We start from the raw sequence: 17,006 nt of genomic DNA, 5'->3' as shown, positions 1-17,006 counted from the left end.
GAATTATAGGCAGAGAAACAAACCATTAAAACGTCACTACCACGAAACTTCGTCGTCTGGATCGTCGTTTTCCGGTGGCTGGGTGGCCTGTTCTTCGAGGTGCTTTTCGATGTCCAGGGGTAATGCGTGCTCTTCGTCGAGCCATTGTCCCAGGTCAATCTGGCGGCAACGCTCGCTGCAAAAAGGCATCGCGACGGTATAGGTACTTTCAAATACGTGACGGCAAGTCGGACAACGCAGGGGTGCCAAAATGGCCTCCTTCTGATTAGCTGGACGACGAACTGGAGCCGGAACTCCCCTTCGAATCGCTCTTGGCAGGCTTTGAGGATTCGCTGCTCTTCGTACCTTTTTCAGCGCTCTTCTTGTACGAATCGCTACGGTAGTCAGTGATGTAAAACCCTGATCCCTTGAAAAGTAAACCGCCACCAGTGCTAAAGAGGCGACGCAATTTCTTTTTCTTGCATTCCGGGCACTTTGTGAGCGGATCAGCCGAGATCGATTGGAATTCCTCGAACTTGTGATTGCAAGCGTCGCACTGGTATTCGTAGGTGGGCATTACACGGAAACCTCAATCAGGCCATGGAAATGTTTGGTCGGCTAATTATATCAACCCATACGCAAGCGGTTTTCCGCACTTCGGTCACCTGCCGCCCAATTGTGGGGAAGGTGAAGCCACTGGGGTTATTCAGGGGCTTTGGAGACAATCACTTGGCTCGGGCGAATTACGCGGTCATACAGCTTATAGCCAACCTGAGCAACGTGCAGCACGGTGCCCGGGTCTACGTCGGCACTGGGCTGCTGTAGGATTGCATCGTGCAGATTCGGATCGAACGGTTGACCTTGGGCTTCGATCGGTTCGCAGCCTCTTTTCGTCATGGCTTCGATCAATTGCTTTTCGACAAGCTTGATGCCATCCAGCAGGGCGCTGGTCTGCTCGCTTTTCTCGGCCGATTCGATCCCACGTTGTAGGTTGTCGACAACCGGCAGCAGGTCGGTCAGTAGAGGGACGTTGGCGTACTTTAGCTCGTCTTCCCGCTCGCGTCGCATGCGTTTGCGGAAGTTCTCGAGGTCGGCTTGTGCTAACAGGACACGCTTCTCGGCGTCGATCAGTTCTTGTTTCAAGTGATCCATTTCCGCATCCGATGCGGCGAAGAAAGCATCTGCTGTCTCGCCTGTTGTCCCTGGTTGGGGATCGTTTGCTGGTTGAGTTGGATTTTCGGGGGGATCGGTATTGGGATGTTCTGCAGGCACGGCTTAGGCTCCTTGTTCAGCTTTTCTTCTTGGTTTCTTTTTCGTCATGCGACGAGAACAAGTAGTCGCGTATCGATTCCAAGAAAGATTTGCGGTGCGGGCTGACGTTGGTATGTTCGTACTCGGCCAGTTCCCGCAAGATTTCTTCTTGCTTGGGATCGAGTTTCTTGGGGACTTCGATATAGGTTTGCACGTATAAGTCGCCATGACCGCGACCATGGGGATCGGGCATCCCTTTGCCACGCATCTTAAAGACTTCCGACGATCCCGAACCGGGCGGAACCGTTAGGGTTGCCGGGCCATTGAGGGTCGGAACTTCGATTTCGCTTCCCAGGACTGCCTGGGTGTAGGTAATCGGCATTTTGAGGATCAGGTGATCCCCTTCTCGTTCGAAGATGCGATGCTTACGAATCGAAATATGACAGTAGCAATCACCTGGAGGACCACCATCGGGGCTAGGTTGCCCTTCGCCTGCCAGACGAACTCGCATTCCGTCGTCGACCCCGGCTGGAATCGAGACGTCCATGTTCACGCGGCGAGTTGTGAAACCGTTGCCTCGGCATTCGGGGCAAGGATCGCTGATGATGGTTCCTTGACCACCGCAGGAAGGACAGGTCGTTTGAACCCGCAGAATGCCAGCTTGCTGGACGACTTGCCCTAGGCCGCCACAACGATTACATGGTTCCGGCTGCGAGCCAGGTTTCGCCCCAGAGCCACCGCAGGGACCACAGGCGACGCGGCGATCGACTTGAATCTCGCGTTGGACGCCGGTGGCAGCTTCTTCGAGATCAAGCGTGACCCGGACCTGGATATCGGCCCCTTTACGCACGCGTCGACGGCCTCCGCGGCCACCGCCACGTCCGAAGATATCGCTGAAGACACCACCACCAAAGATGTCTCCGAAGGCTTCCATAATGTCTTCGACGTCGTGGAAGCTGGAACGCTGGTTGCCATCGACCCCGGCGTGGCCGTATTGATCGTAACGAGCCCGCTTATCGGAATCGCTAAGAACCTCATAGGCTTCCGCAGCGGCTTTAAAGCGAATAACAGCATCCTCGTCCCCAGGATTTGAATCAGGGTGATACTTGATCGCTAGTTTTCGATAGGCCTTCGAGATTTCGCCCTGCGAGGCAGAGCGTTCCACTCCCAGGACTTCGTAATAGTCGATTTTCGTCGCCATCGTGTTCTCACCTAGGCAGAGCTAGAAATAAAACGGGCTGGTCCCTGGAAGAGATTCAGCCCGTTGTTTATTTCGTCGATGGTAGCCGCTTTTAATAAGCGGATACCCAATTCGTTCGGCAAAACCTCGGTTTAGCGAACAACACCTTCCGGGGCATGCTTGGAATCTTCCTTTTCCAGGTTGGTAACCAACGCTTCGGTGGTCAACAGCAAACCAGCAATGCTGGCCGCGTTGCTCAGCGCGGTACGCACAACCTTGGCAGGATCGATAACGCCAGCTTTGACCATGTCGACGTATTCGCCTTTATAGGCGTCGTAGCCAAAGTTGGTCGACTTCTGCAGAACTTCGTCGACAACCACGTTGCCGTCGATGCCGCAGTTGTCGGCGATCTGACGCATCGGAGCAGGCAATGCTCTGAGAATGATGTCCACGCCGATCTTTTCGTCGCCACGGGCTGACGAGCGGGCTTTTTCGACCGCTTCGATCGCACGAACCAAAGCAACACCACCGCCTGGTAGAACGCCTTCTTCCACCGCAGCACGCGTGGCGTGCAGGGCGTCTTCGACGCGGGCTTTGGTTTGCTTCATTTCGGCTTCGGTTTCCGCACCGACCGAGATCACCGCAACACCACCGGAAAGCTTGGCCAGACGTTCCTGGTACTTTTCGCGATCGTACTCGCTATCGGTTTCTTCGATCTGACGCTTCAACTGAGCGATTCGAGTTTCGAGAGCCTTCTTGTCGCCACCACCTTCGACGATGGTCGTCTTATCTTTGGTGATGTTGATCTTCTTGGCTGTACCAAGTTGGCTCAGTTGGACCTTGTCGAGCGTGACGCCCAGGTCTTCACTGATGACGGTACCGCCAGTCAGGACGGCCATGTCAGCGAGCATGGCCTTACGGCGATCGCCGAAGCCAGGAGCCTTAACGGCGGCGATGTTCAGCACGCCACGCAAACGGTTGACGACCAACGCGGTCAGGGCTTCCCCTTCGATGTCTTCCGACACGATCAATAGCGGCTTGCCGGTGTTGCCGACCTGTTCCAGCAGCGGAATCAGCTCACGCAGATTGCTGATCTTCTTTTCGTGGTACAGGATGTAGGCGTCTTCCATCTCCACATCCATTTCGGCAGGACGGTTGATGAAGTAAGGGGAGATGTACCCCTTGTCGAACTGCATCCCTTCGACGTAATCGACGGTCGTTTCGCGGCTCTTGCCTTCTTCGACGGTGATAACGCCATCTTGGCCAACGCGGTGCAGGGCTTCGGCCAATAGGTCGCCAATAGCGCGATCGTTGTTGGCACTGATGGTACCGATGTTGGCGACGTCTTCCTTGCTGTTGACTGGCTTGGCCAGGTTAAGCAGGAAGTCTTCGGCAGCGGCTACGGCCTTTTCAATACCACGACGAATCGCAGTTGGATTGCTACCGGCAACAATGTTGCGGATGCCTTCCTTGAAGATGGCTCGGGCCAAGACGGTGGCGGTGGTGGTACCGTCACCGGCGACGTCCGAAGTCTTGCTGGCGACTTCGTTGACGAGCTTGGCGCCCATGTTTTCGAACCGGTCTTCCAGTTCGATTTCTTTGGCTACGGTGACACCGTCTTTGGTGACCGTGGGGCCACCGAACGACTTGTTGATGATCACGTTACGACCGGTTGGACCCATCGTAACGGCGACAGCGTCGGCCAGCTTGTCGATGCCCTTGAGCATTTTGGCTCGGGCATGATCCTCGAAAAGCAGTTGTTTTGCCACGCTAAGAATCCTTATGTGATAAAAACTGAATGCGGTTTAGGACAAGACAAAAATCGAGGACACAAGGTTAGTCGTTGACAACCTTGGCCAGGATTTCGGTCTCGCGAAGGATCTTGTACTCGTCGCCATCGATTTCGATGTCGCTACCGCTGTACTTGCCATAGATGACTTCGTCGCCAATGGCAACCGAAAGTTCCGCGCGGCTACCGCTGTCTAACAACTTGCCAGGGCCAACTGCCAACACGGTACCGCGTTGGGGCTTTTCCTGGGCCGAATCAGGCAGAACGATACCACCAGCGGTGGTTTCTTCCGCTTCCAGCGGTTGTACGACAACGCGGTCATCCAAAGTGCGAATCTTCAGACTCTTCGCCATGGGTGTTTATCCTTAAAACTTATTCAGGGGTATGTTGAGTATTTGTAACTTGTTTATGTGAAATAAGAGAAACGGGGTCTGGCGTGAATTACATCATGCCGGGCATGCCCATGCCACCCATTCCCCCCATGCCCATGCCGCCCATACCACCCATGCCGCCGTGGTCATGGTGGTCGTGATGATCGCCGCCTTCGTCTTCCGACGGGATTTCGGTGATCAGCGAATCAGTTGTCAGCAGCAGGGCAGCCACACTAGCAGCGTTTTGTAGAGCGGTACGAACGACCTTGGCTGGATCGATGACGCCAGCTTCGATCAGGTCTTCATAGTTGCCGGTGTCGGCATTGAAACCTTCGGAGGCCTTCTTTTGCTGGCGAACGCGATTGACGACGACGCCACCGTCCAGACCAGCATTTTGAGCGATCGTGCGGAGTGGATATTCCAGCACCTTGGCAACGATCTCGGCACCGTGCTTTTCATCTCCTTCGAGATCAAGCTTCTTCAGGACCTTACCGGCTCGCAGCAACGCGATACCACCACCAGGAACGATCCCTTCTTGCAGGGCGGCCTGGGTAGCGCTCTTGGCGTCGACCAGTAAGTCCTTGCGTTCCTTCATTTCGGTTTCGGTAACGGCACCGCAGTTGATCTGGGCGACACCACCGGCCAGCTTGGCCAGACGTTCTTGCAGCTTTTCGCGATCGTATTCGCTGTCGGTCGCTTCGATCTCGTTGCGGATCTGAGCGGCACGACCTTCGATGTCGGCTTTCTTGCCCGCACCACCGACGATCACGGTATCGCTGGCGGTCAGCTTGACCTTCTTGGCGCGACCCAAGTTCGAGGTCTTGACGCTTTCCAGATCGATTCCCAGATCCTTGAAGATGGCGGTGCCACCGGTCAAGGTCGCGATGTCACCCAGCATGGCCTTGCGGCGATCGCCGTAGCCAGGAGCTTTGACGGCGGCGACATTCAAGATGCCACGCATCTTGTTGACAACCAAGGTTGCCAGAGCTTCGCCGTCGACGTCTTCTGCGATGATCAGCAGCGGCTTGTTGGCCTTGCTAATTGCTTCCAGCAGCGGGACGAGCTTCTTGGCGGCCGAGATTTTTTCTTCGAACAAGAGGACGTAGCAGTCATCCAGTTCAACCGTTTGGCTGTCTTCGTCGGTGACGAAGTGAGGGGAGAGGAAGCCGCGATCGAACTGCATCCCTTCGACAAAGTCGACGGTCGTTTCGCTACCACGGCCTTCTTCGACGGTGATAACGCCGTCTTTGCCGACCTTCAAGAAGGCTTCGGCCAGAACCTTACCGATCGTCGAATCGTTGTTGCCAGCGATCGCGGCGATTTGTTCGATTTGTTTCTTGCTCTTTTCGTCGATCTTGGTGGCCGATTTCTGAACGGCTGCGCCAACGGCGTCGGCTGCTTTCAGAATGCCACGCTGCAAAGCCATGCCGTCGGCACCGGCGGCCAGCATTTTAAGACCTTCACGGAAAATGCCTTCCGCCAGAACGGTCGCGGTGGTGGTACCATCGCCTGCGACGTCGTTCGTCTTGCTGGCAGCTTCCTTGACCAACTGACAGGCCAAGTTTTCGTAGACATCATCCAGTTCGATGTCTTCGGCAACTGTGACGCCGTCCTTTGTGATCTTGGGCGAGCCCCAACCTTTGTCCAGAACGGCATTCCGACCACGAGGCCCCAACGTGCTCTTCACGGCACGTGCCAGCTTCGTTACACCGGCCAATAGCGGCCCGCGTGCGTCATCTCCAAAGACCATCTGTTTTGCCACGTCTGGAATCCTCCTCTAGTGGGATGAACTGGTTTCACTCGGTCGGGCTCCTGAAAGGGAATTCCCCTCAGCAGGGCAAAGCTCGTCGACCGGTTTATTCCATACTTGGTGAGTAACCGTTGTTTCGTTGTGTTACAGAGACAACCGCCAGATGCACCCTGGGTGCAGATTTTGGCAGACTCTCTCTGAGATAGGCCAAGATATGCAACTACTGTGCCGTTTGGTGAGAAATGTGTTGCAAGTTGCTATTGGCAAAGGGGTTATCGCTCTGGGAGAATGTGACGGCATTGGGCCAATTAAGGTGGTTGCCAATTTGGCAGGAGGTGCCAGAGCGTGTTGTGCTGGTCACCTCCAAGCGGTTTGGCTAGCAGAGAGAGGGCCCTGCTTAACTACATCCCCGGTCGGAAATCGTCGTCGTCTTCGATGCTGTGTAGGAATTCGGCCAGCAGGGTCGCCGCGTGGTCGATATCTTCCAGCGAGATCGTTTCCACCGCGCTGTGCATATATCGGTTGGGTATTGCCACCAGGCCTGCCGCAACACCACCTCGGGTGGTTTGGATGGCGTTCGAGTCGTTCGGCGCTGCTTTGCCCAAAGCTGCGATTTGATAAGGAATCTTATGTTTCTCGGCGACTTCGATCAGGCGGCTGACTACTTTGGGGTTCATATTCGGGCCGCGGTAGATCACCGGTCCGCGTCCTAGGTAAACTTCTCCCCGTTCACCCCGGTCGATCGTGGGGCAATCGGTGGCATGGGTCACATCGACTGCGATGCCGATATGAGGATCGATGCCGAAAGCGCTGGTTTTGGCTCCTCGTAGGCCAATTTCTTCCTGCACCGTCGAGGCAGCAAAAGCGGCACAGTTTTTCTTGGCAAACTTGCCATAGCGGCGTGCGGCTTCAACCACCACCCACAAGCCGGTCGTGTCGTCCATTTTCGGGCCGAATACCAGCCCGTTCTGCATCTTTTGCATGCCCAACTGCAGGGTCACCGGATCACCTACTTTGACCAGTGATTTCGCTTGAGCCTGATCTTGGGCACCGATGTCGAGCCATAAGTCTTTCAGTTGGATGGGGGCTTTTCGTTCGGAATCGGTCAAAAGGTGGATTGGCTTGCGCGAGATGACCGCCGGGATTTCGCCTTGGTCGGTCCAAATGGCCATCTTTTGGCCGACCAGTTGAACGGGATCCCAGCCACCGATGGTTTGACAGCGAATGAAACCCATTTCGTCGATTTGGGTGACCAACAGTCCAATTTGATCGCAGTGTCCGGCCATCATGACACGTACTTTGCCGCCGGAATTGACCGCAGCAATAACGTTGCCATGAAAGTCAGTATCGACTTTGTCGGCAAATTTTCCGGCGTATTCCCGAACCAAGTCTTGTACAGGTGCTTCGTAGCCAGAGGGGCTGGGGGTATTCAACATTTGTTCGAAAAACTGTAGCGACTCGGACTCCATGCGAATGAATTCTCCTGGCATTGCGGTAAGGTGAAATCGAATCGGTCGGCAAGGGGGTTGTCATTGCCGAATTGGGACTCTGCGCTGATAATGCCCTGCGCGTTGGCATACTTTAAGGCAGTCTAAGAGATAGGCACGTTTGATGGAACCGATCGACCTGAAGGAATACGAGTGGAAAACCGTTCTGCGGCAAATGCGGATCGAAGACTACGAGGCCCTGGTCGAAATGCAACTAGCTTGCTTTCCCGGGATGGAGCCTTGGGGCCGGGATCATATCGAAAGCCAGATTCAGATGTTTCCGAAGGGGCAAATGGTTATCGAGATCGATGGCCATATTGCCGCCTCGTCTGGTAGCTTGATTGTCCAGTACGAGCCCAACATGGCTTGGCACAACTGGAAGGCGATCTCCGGCAATGGTTATATTCGCAACCACAATCCCAAAGGGGATACGCTCTACGGGATCGAACTGATGGTTCACCCAGAGTACCGTGGCTTGAAATTGGCTCGGCGATTGTACGATGCTCGTAAAGAATTGTGCCGGGAGATGAACTTGGCTCGGATGATCATCGGTGGTCGTATTCCGGGCTATCACAAATGTGCCGAAAAGATGTCGGCTCGCGAATATGTCGAACGGGTTGTCGCCAAAGCAGAGTACGATCCGGTGCTTACGGCCCAGACCTCGAACGGTTTCGCTCTGCAAGGCTTGATTTCAAACTATTTGCCCAGCGACAAGGCTTCGTGCGGTTACGCAACGTTCCTGGAATGGCGCAATCTCGACTATCGCCCCGGGGCCAAGCGGCGTTTTCATCACTTGGTCGAGCCCATCCGCATTACGACCGTTCAATACGAAATGCGTTCGATTCGTTCGTTTGAAGAGTTCGCCCAGCAATGCGACTTCTTCTTGGATGTCGCTTCCGACTACAAGTCGGACTTTATTCTCTTTCCCGAACTGTTTACGACGCAGCTTCTTTCGTGTGTCGAGCCGACCCGCCCAGGTTTGGCCGCCCGGCGTTTGGCGGAATTCACAACCGATTACCTAGAGTTCTTCTCAGAGAGGGCGATCAAATTTAATGTGAATGTGATCGGCGGAAGTCACTTCGTACTCGAGAACGACACGCTTTATAACATTGCGTACTTGTTTGGCCGCGATGGTTCGATCGGCAAGCAGTACAAAATTCATATCACGCCCAGCGAGCGCAAATGGTGGGGGATCGAGCCAGGGCACAAGGTCGAAGTTTTCGATACCGATTGCGGCCGCGTGGCGATTCAGATTTGCTACGACATCGAGTTCCCTGAACTGACCCGCATTGCGGCAGACAAAGGGGCGGAGATGATCTTCGTGCCGTATAACACCGACACGCGGCACGGTTATCAGCGCGTGAGAACTTGCGCGCAAGCTCGCTGCGTCGAGAATCAGGTTTACGTCGCGATCTCAGGTTGCACAGGGAACTTGCCCTTTGTCGAGAACGCTGATATTCACTATGCCCAGTCGGGTATTTTTACTCCCTGCGACGCTGAGTTCGCCCGGGATGGGGTCGCGGCTGAGTGCAATCCTAACGTCGAGACCATCGTGATTCACGACGTTGACTTAGAACTGCTGCGGCGTCACCGCATGGAAGGATCGGTCCAGAATTGGAACGATCGCCGCAGGGATTTGTATCAGGTGCGTTACCTGGAAGATGGCGAAGAAAAGCTTGTTTAGTCAGGCGAAAATTGACGTCTACTTCTTGATCGCCATGAGTACCTCTTGCCGGTAAGTACCAACCTCGGTATCGCCGGTTAGCTTGACGCTGCGGCCCTGGCCAGCAATGGCCAGGGCTTCCGGCATGCTCATAAAGCGGCTGACGTTAAGGAAGTAGGGGCCGTTGCGATGGTTGGCGGGTAAGTCGGTTAAGTCTAAAGCTCCGATCGTTGGTTCGAAGATTGCCGCATAGACAGCCAGCCCTGCCAGGTTGCCGGTGGCGACAACATCAATGGTCTCAGAAGATTCCGTGCCGATTTGAGTAGCGGCTTGGGCGGCGCGGCGAATGTCCCAGACTCGCATGCCATCGAGCGATTGCCCCAGCAACAGAAAACGACGGCGGATGTGGGTATCTTTACGTGGATGCTGATTCCACTGCGTCGGGCCGATACCACGTACCGGCAGCACGGCAACGGCCTGGTCGGCATTCGGCTTGCCAAGCGGGCAGGGGGCTTGGTTGGGGGCCTTGAGGAACGCGGCATAGGCTTGCCATTGCTGTTGATCGACAACGATCAGACGCGTAGGAGTCCGTTTCTTGGCAGCTGACGACTGAAAAATAAACAGGGGCAAAGAAGCATGCTCTTGAGAGTTGAACTCGTACTGATCGACTTCCCAATCTCCTTTATGGGATTCGCCGGTCAGCTTTAAGTCGAGCGGGACGGGTGCTTCCGGCCAAGCCCTGAACGATTTTGTTGTCAGACGATTCTTCAGCTCGCTACAGATTTGCTCCCATTGCTCCGACGATTGTGGCACCACAGCCGGAGGTGCGACTGCTACGAAGGTTTCGTCGATGGTGGTATTGATTTCGTCGACTGGCAACTTGGTGAATACCTGCAATTCTTGCGGTGTGAACAGGGGCAACGCGACATCGGTGATCGGAGGAGATTCGCCTTGCAGGTGTTCTCGGAGCCAGTGAAACGCAGGGATGCGAAGCTGCTGCGTGTCTTTGTGAGGCCCTGGCGTAATGGTGAGGGCCAAGTTAGGAGCTTTGCCGTAAAGTTCATAAATGTCACGAGCTGCAAAGTAGCAACGATTCACGCCGTCGAGCGGGAAGATGCCATCGCGATCGGTGTTGCCAATCATGAGTGGACGAGGGGCTACCAAGGCCGGTAGCAGCGTATAGTCGTGCTGATAGGTGTTGACCCAGTACATGCAATCGCAGTGCCCTTCGACACAGTTGTCAACTACATGGTTCTTCAGATCGGTAACGCCTGCGACGGGAACGGCGGCCTTGATACGATCGTCTAACGCGGCCACCCACCAGCTATAAGCACCGCCTCCACTCCGACCGGTAACACCCAGGCGGTCACCGTCGACTTCGTCACGTGATTGAAGGTAGTCGAGTGAACGAATGCAATTCCAGGCTTCGACACCAGCCGAGGTATAACCTCGATTCGTCCACCAGCGACGTTGATCGCTGTAAAGTCCTTTGTGGGTCCCTTCGATCTCGCCAAGTTCCAGCGAATCGACAACCAAGCAGACGAAGCCGTGCCGGGCGAACCAGGCACCATGATGCTGATAGTGGGACTTGTTGCCATAACTAACCCCATCGATCTTCACCTTGCCGTGGCCACACACATACAGAATCGCAGGCAGCTTGCCTTCCACTTTTGCCGGGCGGTAAAGATTGGCGGTGACATAGAGGTGGGGGCTCGATTGGAAATGGAGGTTCTCCACAACGATTCCATCCCGCTCGATTTGCCCAGTGATGGTGGCTTGTAGGTCACCACGCTCGGGCAGGGGATCGAGCCCGAGCATCTCTTGAACCTGACGACGATACTCGGCTTTATTGGCTTCCCACTGATCGAGCGACTTGATCTGTTTCAGCGGATCATTCGTTACCCGGGCTGTTTCGGCAGTCAAATATTTCTTCACCCATTTATCACCTGGCAGGGGCTCTTGAGCAGAGGCGAAAGAGGCAAGCAGCAGCAAAATCAGGGGGGAAGCGAGAAGTCGCATGGCGGTTTCCTTCGGGCCGAAGTGAGGCAGGGGAGGACGTTCATCATGCCTCGTTTTATGGGCATCGTCAAAAGGATTTTCGTGAATCAAAACGAAAAAAGGCCAAAGCAGCTGGTGCCACTTTGGCCTTTTTGATGTCACGTGTTATTTTGGGCTATTGATTCAGCAATTCTTCCAGTTTGCCCGAGATGGCATCGGCCCAAAGTTTATAGCCCTTTTCTTTGGGGTGCAGCAGGTCAGGCATGATCGCTTTCGGCAACGTGCCGTCGTCGGTCAGAAAGACATCGTTGATGTTGAGGAAGGTAACGTAGTCTTTATCCTTCATTTCTTTCTCGATGATTGCGTTGGCACCATCGTTCAGCTTTCGCAAAGGATCGTCGGTCGTGGCACCGCGAGGAAAGATGGCCAGCAGCAGGACCTTGGTTTCGGGGTGCTTTTCGTGCAGCTTCTCGACAATCGCCTTCACGCCGGCAGCCGTGTCTTCCGATTTCTCTTGGCGATGCCCGGTGTTGTTGGTGCCGATCATGATGACGGCGACTTTGGGGCTATAGCCATCCAGTTCGCCATTCTCGAATCGCCACAGAACATGCTCGGTGCGATCTCCGCTGTAGCCGATATTCAGCGGATGAAGTGGGGCGAAGGTTTCTTCCCAGGTGGCTTTGCCGGCGTTTTCCCAGCCGTGCGTAATGGAATCGCCAATGAAGACGACATCGATTTCATCTGCGTTTTTAATGGCGTCCAATTTTTGCTGGTGACGTTGCATCCACCAGTCGTTGGGGCGAGAAGCTGGCTTCAGGGCTTCAATCGGTTCCGACTTTTTGGCGTCTTGGGCCCAAGTAGGGGCGGCCAAGACCAGGGCTGCCAGCAGGCAGACAAAACAACGCATGCGTTATCTCCTCAGGTGTGCGATCGTGGGATTCGTGAAAAGGTGGGTTCGGTTACCCGAAGCATTAGTTTCAGCCACCTATCCCCGCGAGTCAATTCCTCGATTGCAGATATCAGAACGTCCCTGGGGGCCCAATTAGGGGAGAGGATAGGGATCGATGGGTTGTTTGGTACGAGAAAAGCGGCCCCAATTGACGAAATCGGCCTGATTCCCTACACTGTGGGGTTTCCAGAACTAACAAGCCGATGCCATGCCAGCATCGTTTCACCTTTCACTTATGTCCCATTAAAGGAACTGTCGCGTGCCGGTTATCAGCGAGCGCCATCAGGAATTGAAGCGTCGACGTCATCGCAAGAAGGTTTATGCCAAGTTCAAGGCCATCATCGCCAAGAACCCATCGAACGACGAAAAGCGACGTATCGCCGGCAAGCTCCGTAAGCTGACCCCGGCTGCGGAAGAATTGATCCAACGATGGGGCCTAGAGTCGTAAAAGACTCAAGGCTTCTCGAAGCGGAAGATAGAAAAAAGCGGAGTTAACAAGGCTCCGCTTTTTTGCTGCGCCGAGAGGGGGCGAAAACGAGGCTTTCAGGTTACTTGAGACTGATCCCCAGGCGTTCGGCGACCCGTTTCGCTGTCTTCTCGCGAAGTTCAGTCAGCGGAGCGACGTTCGACTTCACCTTGGCCAAGATTTCTGGCGGGGCAATATCGGGGCTGCCACATTCGAACGGTGGTTCCGGTGCATATTGAATTGCCAGTTGAATGGCTTGGGCGACCTCGTCGCCGCGCAGTAGTGCTGCGACGGTCAATGCTCCGTCAATTCCTGCGGTGAGACCTGCCGCACTAACGAAGTTGCCATCAATGGCAACGCGTTTCTCTGATGGTTTCGCCCCGAAATATTTCAGCAAGGGCAAAGCCGTCCAGTGTGTGGTGGCTACTTTGTCTTTTAATAGGCCCGCCGCGCCGCAAATCAACGAGCCGGTACAAACCGAGAATACACACTTCGCGGTGCTCGCTCGCTGCCGGATAAACGAAAGCACCGTTTCGTCTTCCATGAGGGCTTCCTGCCCGGGGCCACCAGGGACAAGCAAGAGGTCGATCGGCCGGGCATCCTCTAAAGCGACATCCGGGACTAAGCTCAGGCCAAGGTGATCGCGAATCTGTTCTTTTTTCTGCCCGATCAGCTGAATCGAAGAGCCGGGAAGTCGTGAAAGAACCGCGTAAGGGCCAGTCAGGTCGATCTGATCCATCTCAGGAAAGATGATCGCTCCGATGTTAATTTGCCGGTCGGCTGGGATCATTTTTAGTGTGGAGTGGTTCATGGAAATCGCTTTGGTGAGCAGTGTGCCTTTGGTCGTTAGTGATCGCCCAGAAGATGCCCGTGATTGTGAGGATAGCCGCTCCGATAGCGACGATGGGGCCACCAATGATCAGCAGGTAAACCAGTCGCATATTCGCACCGAATCCGCCTACTGGTTGAGGATTATGCTGGGCGCCTTCCATCATCAGGATGGCCAAGAATGGTATCAGGGGAAGTAGCAACAGTGAGCCGAAAGCGAAGCCAAATCGAATCAGTAGCTTTGACATGCTGTGAAAACCCGAAGATACTTGATGGCAAAATAGGTCGCCGTTGGGCTACTTCGGTGGGGATGACGCTTATTTGTCTTGGAAGTAGCTTTCTATCTTCGCGTAAATTTCGTCTGGTTCGGTCATTCGTCCGGTTCCTTCCACACGGCAACTTTGCCAGCCAGAGTCGGGCCCGATCATCGTGACGCCATCTTCAATCAGCGTTTTCACGTTCCGCTGAACGGCGGGGTGAGCCCACATTTCTTTGTTCATCGCGGGGCACATGAAGACTTTGCCGGTGAATGCCAGGTAGAGGGTACTCAGCAGGTCGTCGGCCAAGCCAAGTGCAGCTTTGGCCATGAAGTCGGCTGAAGTGGGGACAATGCACAGCAGGCTCGCTCGGCGCGCAAGCTCGATGTGCGCGCCCAGTGGCATGTTCTCGTCGAAAAGCTCGGTGTGAACACGCTTCCCGGAAAGCGCGGTGAGTGTGGCCGCGCCGGCAAAGTGGTGGGAAGCGGCGGTCATCACCACGGTGACGTCAACGTCTGCTTTGACCAGTTGGCTGACCAACGCAGGCGTTTTGTAGGCGGCAATCCCGCCGGTGACGCCGATGATGACCTTGCGATCGCTCACAGTTCGTCGCTCATGATGGCATCGAACGACTTGATCATTACGTCCGAGTCGGCCGTGGTGCGTAGTTCGTTGGTTGTATCAAGGAAGATCTTGTCTTGCTTAATTTCTTCCAACACGATTTCCATCTTGTTGTCGGATTTTATTTCGACCAGTGGGCGGCTGCCGGCGTTCAACGCAACCAAGCGTTTTTGAATCAGGGTCGACAGTTTAAAACGACCGCCAACCTTCTTGATGATGAATTCTTCTTTCAATTCTTCGAACATCGTTTTTCCTTTTCCTGACGGATAATGTCAGCAAGTTGGGTGACTGTCTGGTCGGCGGCGTCGGCCATGTTTAACACGTGGTACGAATACCACGAGGACGCTCCCATTTCGCTCTTGGCTGTTTCCAGCCGTCGCTCAATGGCTTCTTCCGTTTCGGTGCCTCGGTCGCGAAGACGGCGTTCTAGTTCTTCCGTCGATTCGGGGCTGAGGAAAATGGTGATCGCTTCTGGGTATTGCTGGGCGACCTTCACGGCCCCCTCCACGTCAATCTCTAGCAGCACGGAAATGCCCTCAGCCAAGCGGGCTTCGACTTCGCTGCGGAGCGTTCCGTAGTAGTGGCCGGTGCGAAACACTTCGACGAACTCAAGGAACTCACCAGCGGCTTGACGGCGTTCAAACTCTTCCTTGGTGAGGAAGTGGTAGTCGATCCCGTCTTGTTCGCCTTGGCGTGGTGCACGCGTGGTCGCGGATATGCTCAGCTCAATCTGCGGAACTCCCAGGGCCAGCAGCTTGCGCACGATGGTTGTCTTGCCGGCACCGGAAGGACCGGAAAGGATTACCAAAATGCCTGGGGCTTCTGTGTTCATGCTGGCCAGTTGGAAGGGGCTTTCGTCGATTGGGTTTGTTTTATTCGATGTTCTGAACTTGTTCGCGAATCTTCTCGATGGCAGTCTTCATTTCGACAACCGCTTTGGCTATCTCGGCATCGTTTGCTTTCGAGCCGATCGTGTTGGTTTCGCGAAAAAGTTCCTGGGTGAGGAAGTCGAGCTTGCGCCCGGTCGATTCCTTTTGAGTGAGGAACGTTTCGAATTGTTGCAGGTGACTCTTCAGCCGCACCACCTCTTCCGAGATGTTCACACGGTCGGTGAAGATGGCCACTTCTCGCAGCAGGGTCGAAGGGTCGACGGTGACGTCGAATTCTTCCAGCACTTTGTTGACCCGTTCGGTCATGCGGTCGCGATACCCGGCCACCACGTTGGGTGTTTTGGCCTCGATTTGCTCTAGGTATTTAGCAATCGTGGCGAGATTTTCACGCAGATCGACGGTGGTCGTTTCTCCCTCGTGCTGCCGCATGGTGTCGAATTTTTCGAGAGCCGTTTGAACCGTCTTCTCGATCACCGGCCAAGCGTTGAATTGCTCGTCGTCGTTGTCAGTGTTCTCTTGGACCACGCCTGGCAGTTGCAAGACGGAATCCCAATGAGGTGTTTCGGAAATGCCAATCTGGCTGCCAAGTTGGTGGATCTGCTGGACGTAGCTTTGCAGGACGTCGGTATCGATTCGGTACTTGTCGGCAGTGGCGTCTGTCTTTACTCGCAGGTTAATCGTGATCGTGCCACGATTGATGTGCTTGCGAGCAAGGGCTTCGATCTGGGATTCGATCCCGCTAAAAAGTTCGTTGCCGCGAACTGTAAGCTTGAAATAGCGGTTGTTGACCGAGCGAATTTCGACCGAAACCGAGACGCCGTCCGCATGCAGATGGGCATCGCCATAGCCGGTCATGCTCAACAGCATGGATGGTTTCTCCGCGTTTGTGCGATGCAGTCAGAGGTGTGGAAATTCAAAACGCTAAACGACTTCCACAGAAACTAAGCCATGGAAGTCGCGTTGATGATTGGCCGAATTGACTAAGCCTAGTCTTTGGGCTTTTCGTCTGCCGCAGGCTTGTCGGTAGCTTCAACCGTGTCGACGGACGGAGGTGGCGTGCTCGCGGCTTCGCCGGTTGCAGGTTCCAGGTCGGCGGCAGGCTTGCTGTCGGAAGCCGGAGTTTCTGAGGTCGGCTTTGCGGCTTCCTCGGTTGCCGGGGCGGTAATTGATGAAGTCCCGTCTTTGGCTTCGCCCGTTGCAGCTTCACCAGCTGGGGGTGTGGCGATGTTGCTGCCGCTGCTGGTCACCTTGGTCGAGCCTAGGTCTTGAAGGCTCATCGTGGCCAAGATGCAAAGCAGAATCCAGAAGGCGGCGACGACAACAGTGATCTTGGTGAACACGTCGCCTGCTTTAGCGCCGAAAGCGCTTTGGCCACCAGCACCACCCAGGGCACCCGTTAATCCGCCACCGCGACCACGCTGTACCAAGACAACGAGGATCAGAAACACGGACGTAAGGAAGATCAGCGGGCCAAATAGGTACTGAAGTGGAGAGACCGCGGCGAAAAGGATGGGAATAGTCATGTTT

The 17,006-nt window shown here is 54.9% G+C and carries 19 protein-coding genes; 3 read left to right on the top strand and 16 right to left on the bottom strand.

The window, feature by feature from the left end; genetic code table 11:
• Window positions 1-36 precede the first annotated feature (36 nt).
• From DTL42_RS05805 to DTL42_RS05770, 8 genes are all read right to left on the bottom strand, one after another.
• Entirely contained in the window at window positions 37-249 is a 213-nt protein-coding gene (locus tag DTL42_RS05805; protein ID WP_234824084.1) for a DNA gyrase inhibitor YacG, read from the bottom strand.
• Window positions 250-265: 16 nt separating this feature from the next.
• A complete protein-coding gene (locus DTL42_RS05800) occupies window positions 266-556 on the bottom strand; it encodes an FmdB family zinc ribbon protein (RefSeq protein ID WP_114367707.1) in 291 nt (96 codons plus the stop codon).
• Window positions 557-681: 125 nt separating this feature from the next.
• Entirely contained in the window at window positions 682-1,251 is a 570-nt protein-coding gene (gene grpE, locus DTL42_RS05795) for a nucleotide exchange factor GrpE (protein WP_114367706.1), read from the bottom strand.
• 16 nt (window positions 1,252-1,267) lie between these two features.
• Window positions 1,268-2,431 (bottom strand): molecular chaperone DnaJ, encoded by a 1,164-nt coding sequence (gene dnaJ, locus DTL42_RS05790; RefSeq protein WP_114367705.1) that lies wholly within the window; start codon window positions 2,429-2,431, stop codon window positions 1,268-1,270.
• 131 nt (window positions 2,432-2,562) lie between these two features.
• Window positions 2,563-4,179 (bottom strand): chaperonin GroEL, encoded by a 1,617-nt coding sequence (gene groL, locus DTL42_RS05785; protein WP_114367704.1) that lies wholly within the window; start codon window positions 4,177-4,179, stop codon window positions 2,563-2,565.
• A gap of 67 nt (window positions 4,180-4,246) precedes the next feature.
• Window positions 4,247-4,552 carry a co-chaperone GroES gene (locus DTL42_RS05780; protein ID WP_114367703.1) on the bottom strand — a complete coding sequence of 102 codons (306 nt, stop codon included), beginning with the start codon at window positions 4,550-4,552 and terminating at the stop codon, window positions 4,247-4,249.
• Window positions 4,553-4,640: 88 nt separating this feature from the next.
• Window positions 4,641-6,332, bottom strand: a complete 1,692-nt coding sequence (gene groL / locus DTL42_RS05775) for a chaperonin GroEL (RefSeq protein ID WP_114367702.1) — start codon at window positions 6,330-6,332, stop codon at window positions 4,641-4,643.
• 389 nt (window positions 6,333-6,721) lie between these two features.
• Window positions 6,722-7,789, bottom strand: a complete 1,068-nt coding sequence (locus DTL42_RS05770) for a M42 family metallopeptidase (RefSeq protein ID WP_114367701.1) — start codon at window positions 7,787-7,789, stop codon at window positions 6,722-6,724.
• Window positions 7,790-7,931: 142 nt separating this feature from the next.
• Here DTL42_RS05770 and DTL42_RS05765 point away from each other — a divergent pair, with 142 nt between their 5' ends.
• Window positions 7,932-9,491 (top strand): bifunctional GNAT family N-acetyltransferase/carbon-nitrogen hydrolase family protein, encoded by a 1,560-nt coding sequence (locus DTL42_RS05765; RefSeq protein ID WP_114367700.1) that lies wholly within the window; start codon window positions 7,932-7,934, stop codon window positions 9,489-9,491.
• Window positions 9,492-9,509: 18 nt separating this feature from the next.
• Here the strand turns inward: DTL42_RS05765 and DTL42_RS05760 are convergent, their stop codons facing one another.
• Both DTL42_RS05760 and DTL42_RS05755 read right to left on the bottom strand, forming a co-directional pair.
• A complete protein-coding gene (locus DTL42_RS05760) occupies window positions 9,510-11,489 on the bottom strand; it encodes a prolyl oligopeptidase family serine peptidase (protein ID WP_114367699.1) in 1,980 nt (659 codons plus the stop codon).
• Between the two features lie 154 nt (window positions 11,490-11,643).
• Window positions 11,644-12,375 carry a platelet-activating factor acetylhydrolase IB subunit gene (locus tag DTL42_RS05755; RefSeq protein ID WP_114367698.1) on the bottom strand — a complete coding sequence of 244 codons (732 nt, stop codon included), beginning with the start codon at window positions 12,373-12,375 and terminating at the stop codon, window positions 11,644-11,646.
• A 301-nt stretch (window positions 12,376-12,676) separates the two neighbouring features.
• Between DTL42_RS05755 and DTL42_RS05750 the strand changes: the two genes are divergently transcribed.
• On the top strand, window positions 12,677-12,865 hold the full coding sequence (locus tag DTL42_RS05750; RefSeq protein WP_105332795.1) for a DUF6800 family protein: 189 nt from the start codon (window positions 12,677-12,679) through the stop codon (window positions 12,863-12,865).
• Window positions 12,866-12,965: 100 nt separating this feature from the next.
• Here DTL42_RS05750 and DTL42_RS05745 read toward each other — a convergent pair whose 3' ends face one another.
• The gene (locus tag DTL42_RS05745) at window positions 12,966-13,694 is read right to left on the bottom strand and encodes a DJ-1/PfpI family protein (RefSeq protein WP_199590030.1); all 729 of its coding nucleotides are present in this window, start codon (window positions 13,692-13,694) and stop codon (window positions 12,966-12,968) included.
• On the opposite strand from DTL42_RS05745, the gene DTL42_RS05740 reads away from it, so the two are divergent.
• Window positions 13,693-13,911 carry a hypothetical protein gene (locus DTL42_RS05740; RefSeq protein WP_114367697.1) on the top strand — a complete coding sequence of 73 codons (219 nt, stop codon included), beginning with the start codon at window positions 13,693-13,695 and terminating at the stop codon, window positions 13,909-13,911. The two genes, DTL42_RS05745 and DTL42_RS05740, sit on opposite strands and share 2 nt — an antisense overlap.
• Window positions 13,912-14,028: 117 nt before the next feature.
• Here the strand turns inward: DTL42_RS05740 and DTL42_RS05735 are convergent, their stop codons facing one another.
• The 5 genes from DTL42_RS05735 to secG form a co-directional block, all read right to left on the bottom strand.
• Complete coding sequence (locus DTL42_RS05735; RefSeq protein WP_114367696.1) at window positions 14,029-14,571, bottom strand: flavoprotein; 543 nt, start codon at window positions 14,569-14,571, stop codon at window positions 14,029-14,031.
• The gene (locus tag DTL42_RS05730; RefSeq protein WP_114367695.1) at window positions 14,568-14,834 is read right to left on the bottom strand and encodes a DNA-directed RNA polymerase subunit omega; all 267 of its coding nucleotides are present in this window, start codon (window positions 14,832-14,834) and stop codon (window positions 14,568-14,570) included. The genes DTL42_RS05735 and DTL42_RS05730 overlap by 4 nt, the downstream gene beginning before the upstream one ends.
• Complete coding sequence (gene gmk / locus DTL42_RS05725; RefSeq protein WP_114367694.1) at window positions 14,819-15,421, bottom strand: guanylate kinase; 603 nt, start codon at window positions 15,419-15,421, stop codon at window positions 14,819-14,821. The genes DTL42_RS05730 and gmk overlap by 16 nt, the downstream gene beginning before the upstream one ends.
• Before the next feature lie 40 nt (window positions 15,422-15,461).
• The gene (locus DTL42_RS05720) at window positions 15,462-16,346 is read right to left on the bottom strand and encodes a YicC/YloC family endoribonuclease (protein ID WP_234824083.1); all 885 of its coding nucleotides are present in this window, start codon (window positions 16,344-16,346) and stop codon (window positions 15,462-15,464) included.
• 119 nt (window positions 16,347-16,465) lie between these two features.
• Window positions 16,466-17,002, bottom strand: coding sequence for a preprotein translocase subunit SecG (gene secG, locus DTL42_RS05715; RefSeq protein WP_114367693.1), 537 nt, complete (start codon window positions 17,000-17,002; stop codon window positions 16,466-16,468).
• Window positions 17,003-17,006 lie beyond the last annotated feature (4 nt).

The organism is Bremerella cremea, from assembly GCF_003335505.1.
GTDB classification, from domain to species: domain Bacteria; phylum Planctomycetota; class Planctomycetia; order Pirellulales; family Pirellulaceae; genus Bremerella; species Bremerella cremea_A.
The sequence above is the reverse complement of the archived record's forward strand: the minus strand, read 5'-3'. Positions and strand labels throughout refer to the sequence as shown.

Excerpts from the sequence above, each read along its gene's own strand:
- DTL42_RS05800 (WP_114367707.1), bottom strand. The coding sequence starts at position 556 with ATGCCCACCTACGAATACCAGTGCGACGCTTGCAATCACAAGTTCGAG.
- dnaJ (WP_114367705.1), bottom strand. The coding sequence starts at position 2,431 with ATGGCGACGAAAATCGACTATTACGAAGTCCTGGGAGTGGAACGCTCT.
- DTL42_RS05780 (WP_114367703.1), bottom strand. The coding sequence starts at position 4,552 with ATGGCGAAGAGTCTGAAGATTCGCACTTTGGATGACCGCGTTGTCGTA.
- DTL42_RS05770 (WP_114367701.1), bottom strand. The coding sequence starts at position 7,789 with ATGGAGTCCGAGTCGCTACAGTTTTTCGAACAAATGTTGAATACCCCC.
- DTL42_RS05765 (WP_114367700.1), top strand. The coding sequence starts at position 7,932 with ATGGAACCGATCGACCTGAAGGAATACGAGTGGAAAACCGTTCTGCGG.
- DTL42_RS05760 (WP_114367699.1), bottom strand. The coding sequence starts at position 11,489 with ATGCGACTTCTCGCTTCCCCCCTGATTTTGCTGCTGCTTGCCTCTTTC.
- DTL42_RS05755 (WP_114367698.1), bottom strand. The coding sequence starts at position 12,375 with ATGCGTTGTTTTGTCTGCCTGCTGGCAGCCCTGGTCTTGGCCGCCCCT.
- DTL42_RS05740 (WP_114367697.1), top strand. The coding sequence starts at position 13,693 with ATGGAAATCGCTTTGGTGAGCAGTGTGCCTTTGGTCGTTAGTGATCGC.
- DTL42_RS05745 (WP_199590030.1), bottom strand. The coding sequence starts at position 13,694 with ATGAACCACTCCACACTAAAAATGATCCCAGCCGACCGGCAAATTAAC.
- DTL42_RS05730 (WP_114367695.1), bottom strand. The coding sequence starts at position 14,834 with ATGTTCGAAGAATTGAAAGAAGAATTCATCATCAAGAAGGTTGGCGGT.
- gmk (WP_114367694.1), bottom strand. The coding sequence starts at position 15,421 with ATGAACACAGAAGCCCCAGGCATTTTGGTAATCCTTTCCGGTCCTTCC.
- DTL42_RS05720 (WP_234824083.1), bottom strand. The coding sequence starts at position 16,346 with ATGCTGTTGAGCATGACCGGCTATGGCGATGCCCATCTGCATGCGGAC.
- secG (WP_114367693.1), bottom strand. The coding sequence starts at position 17,002 with ATGACTATTCCCATCCTTTTCGCCGCGGTCTCTCCACTTCAGTACCTA.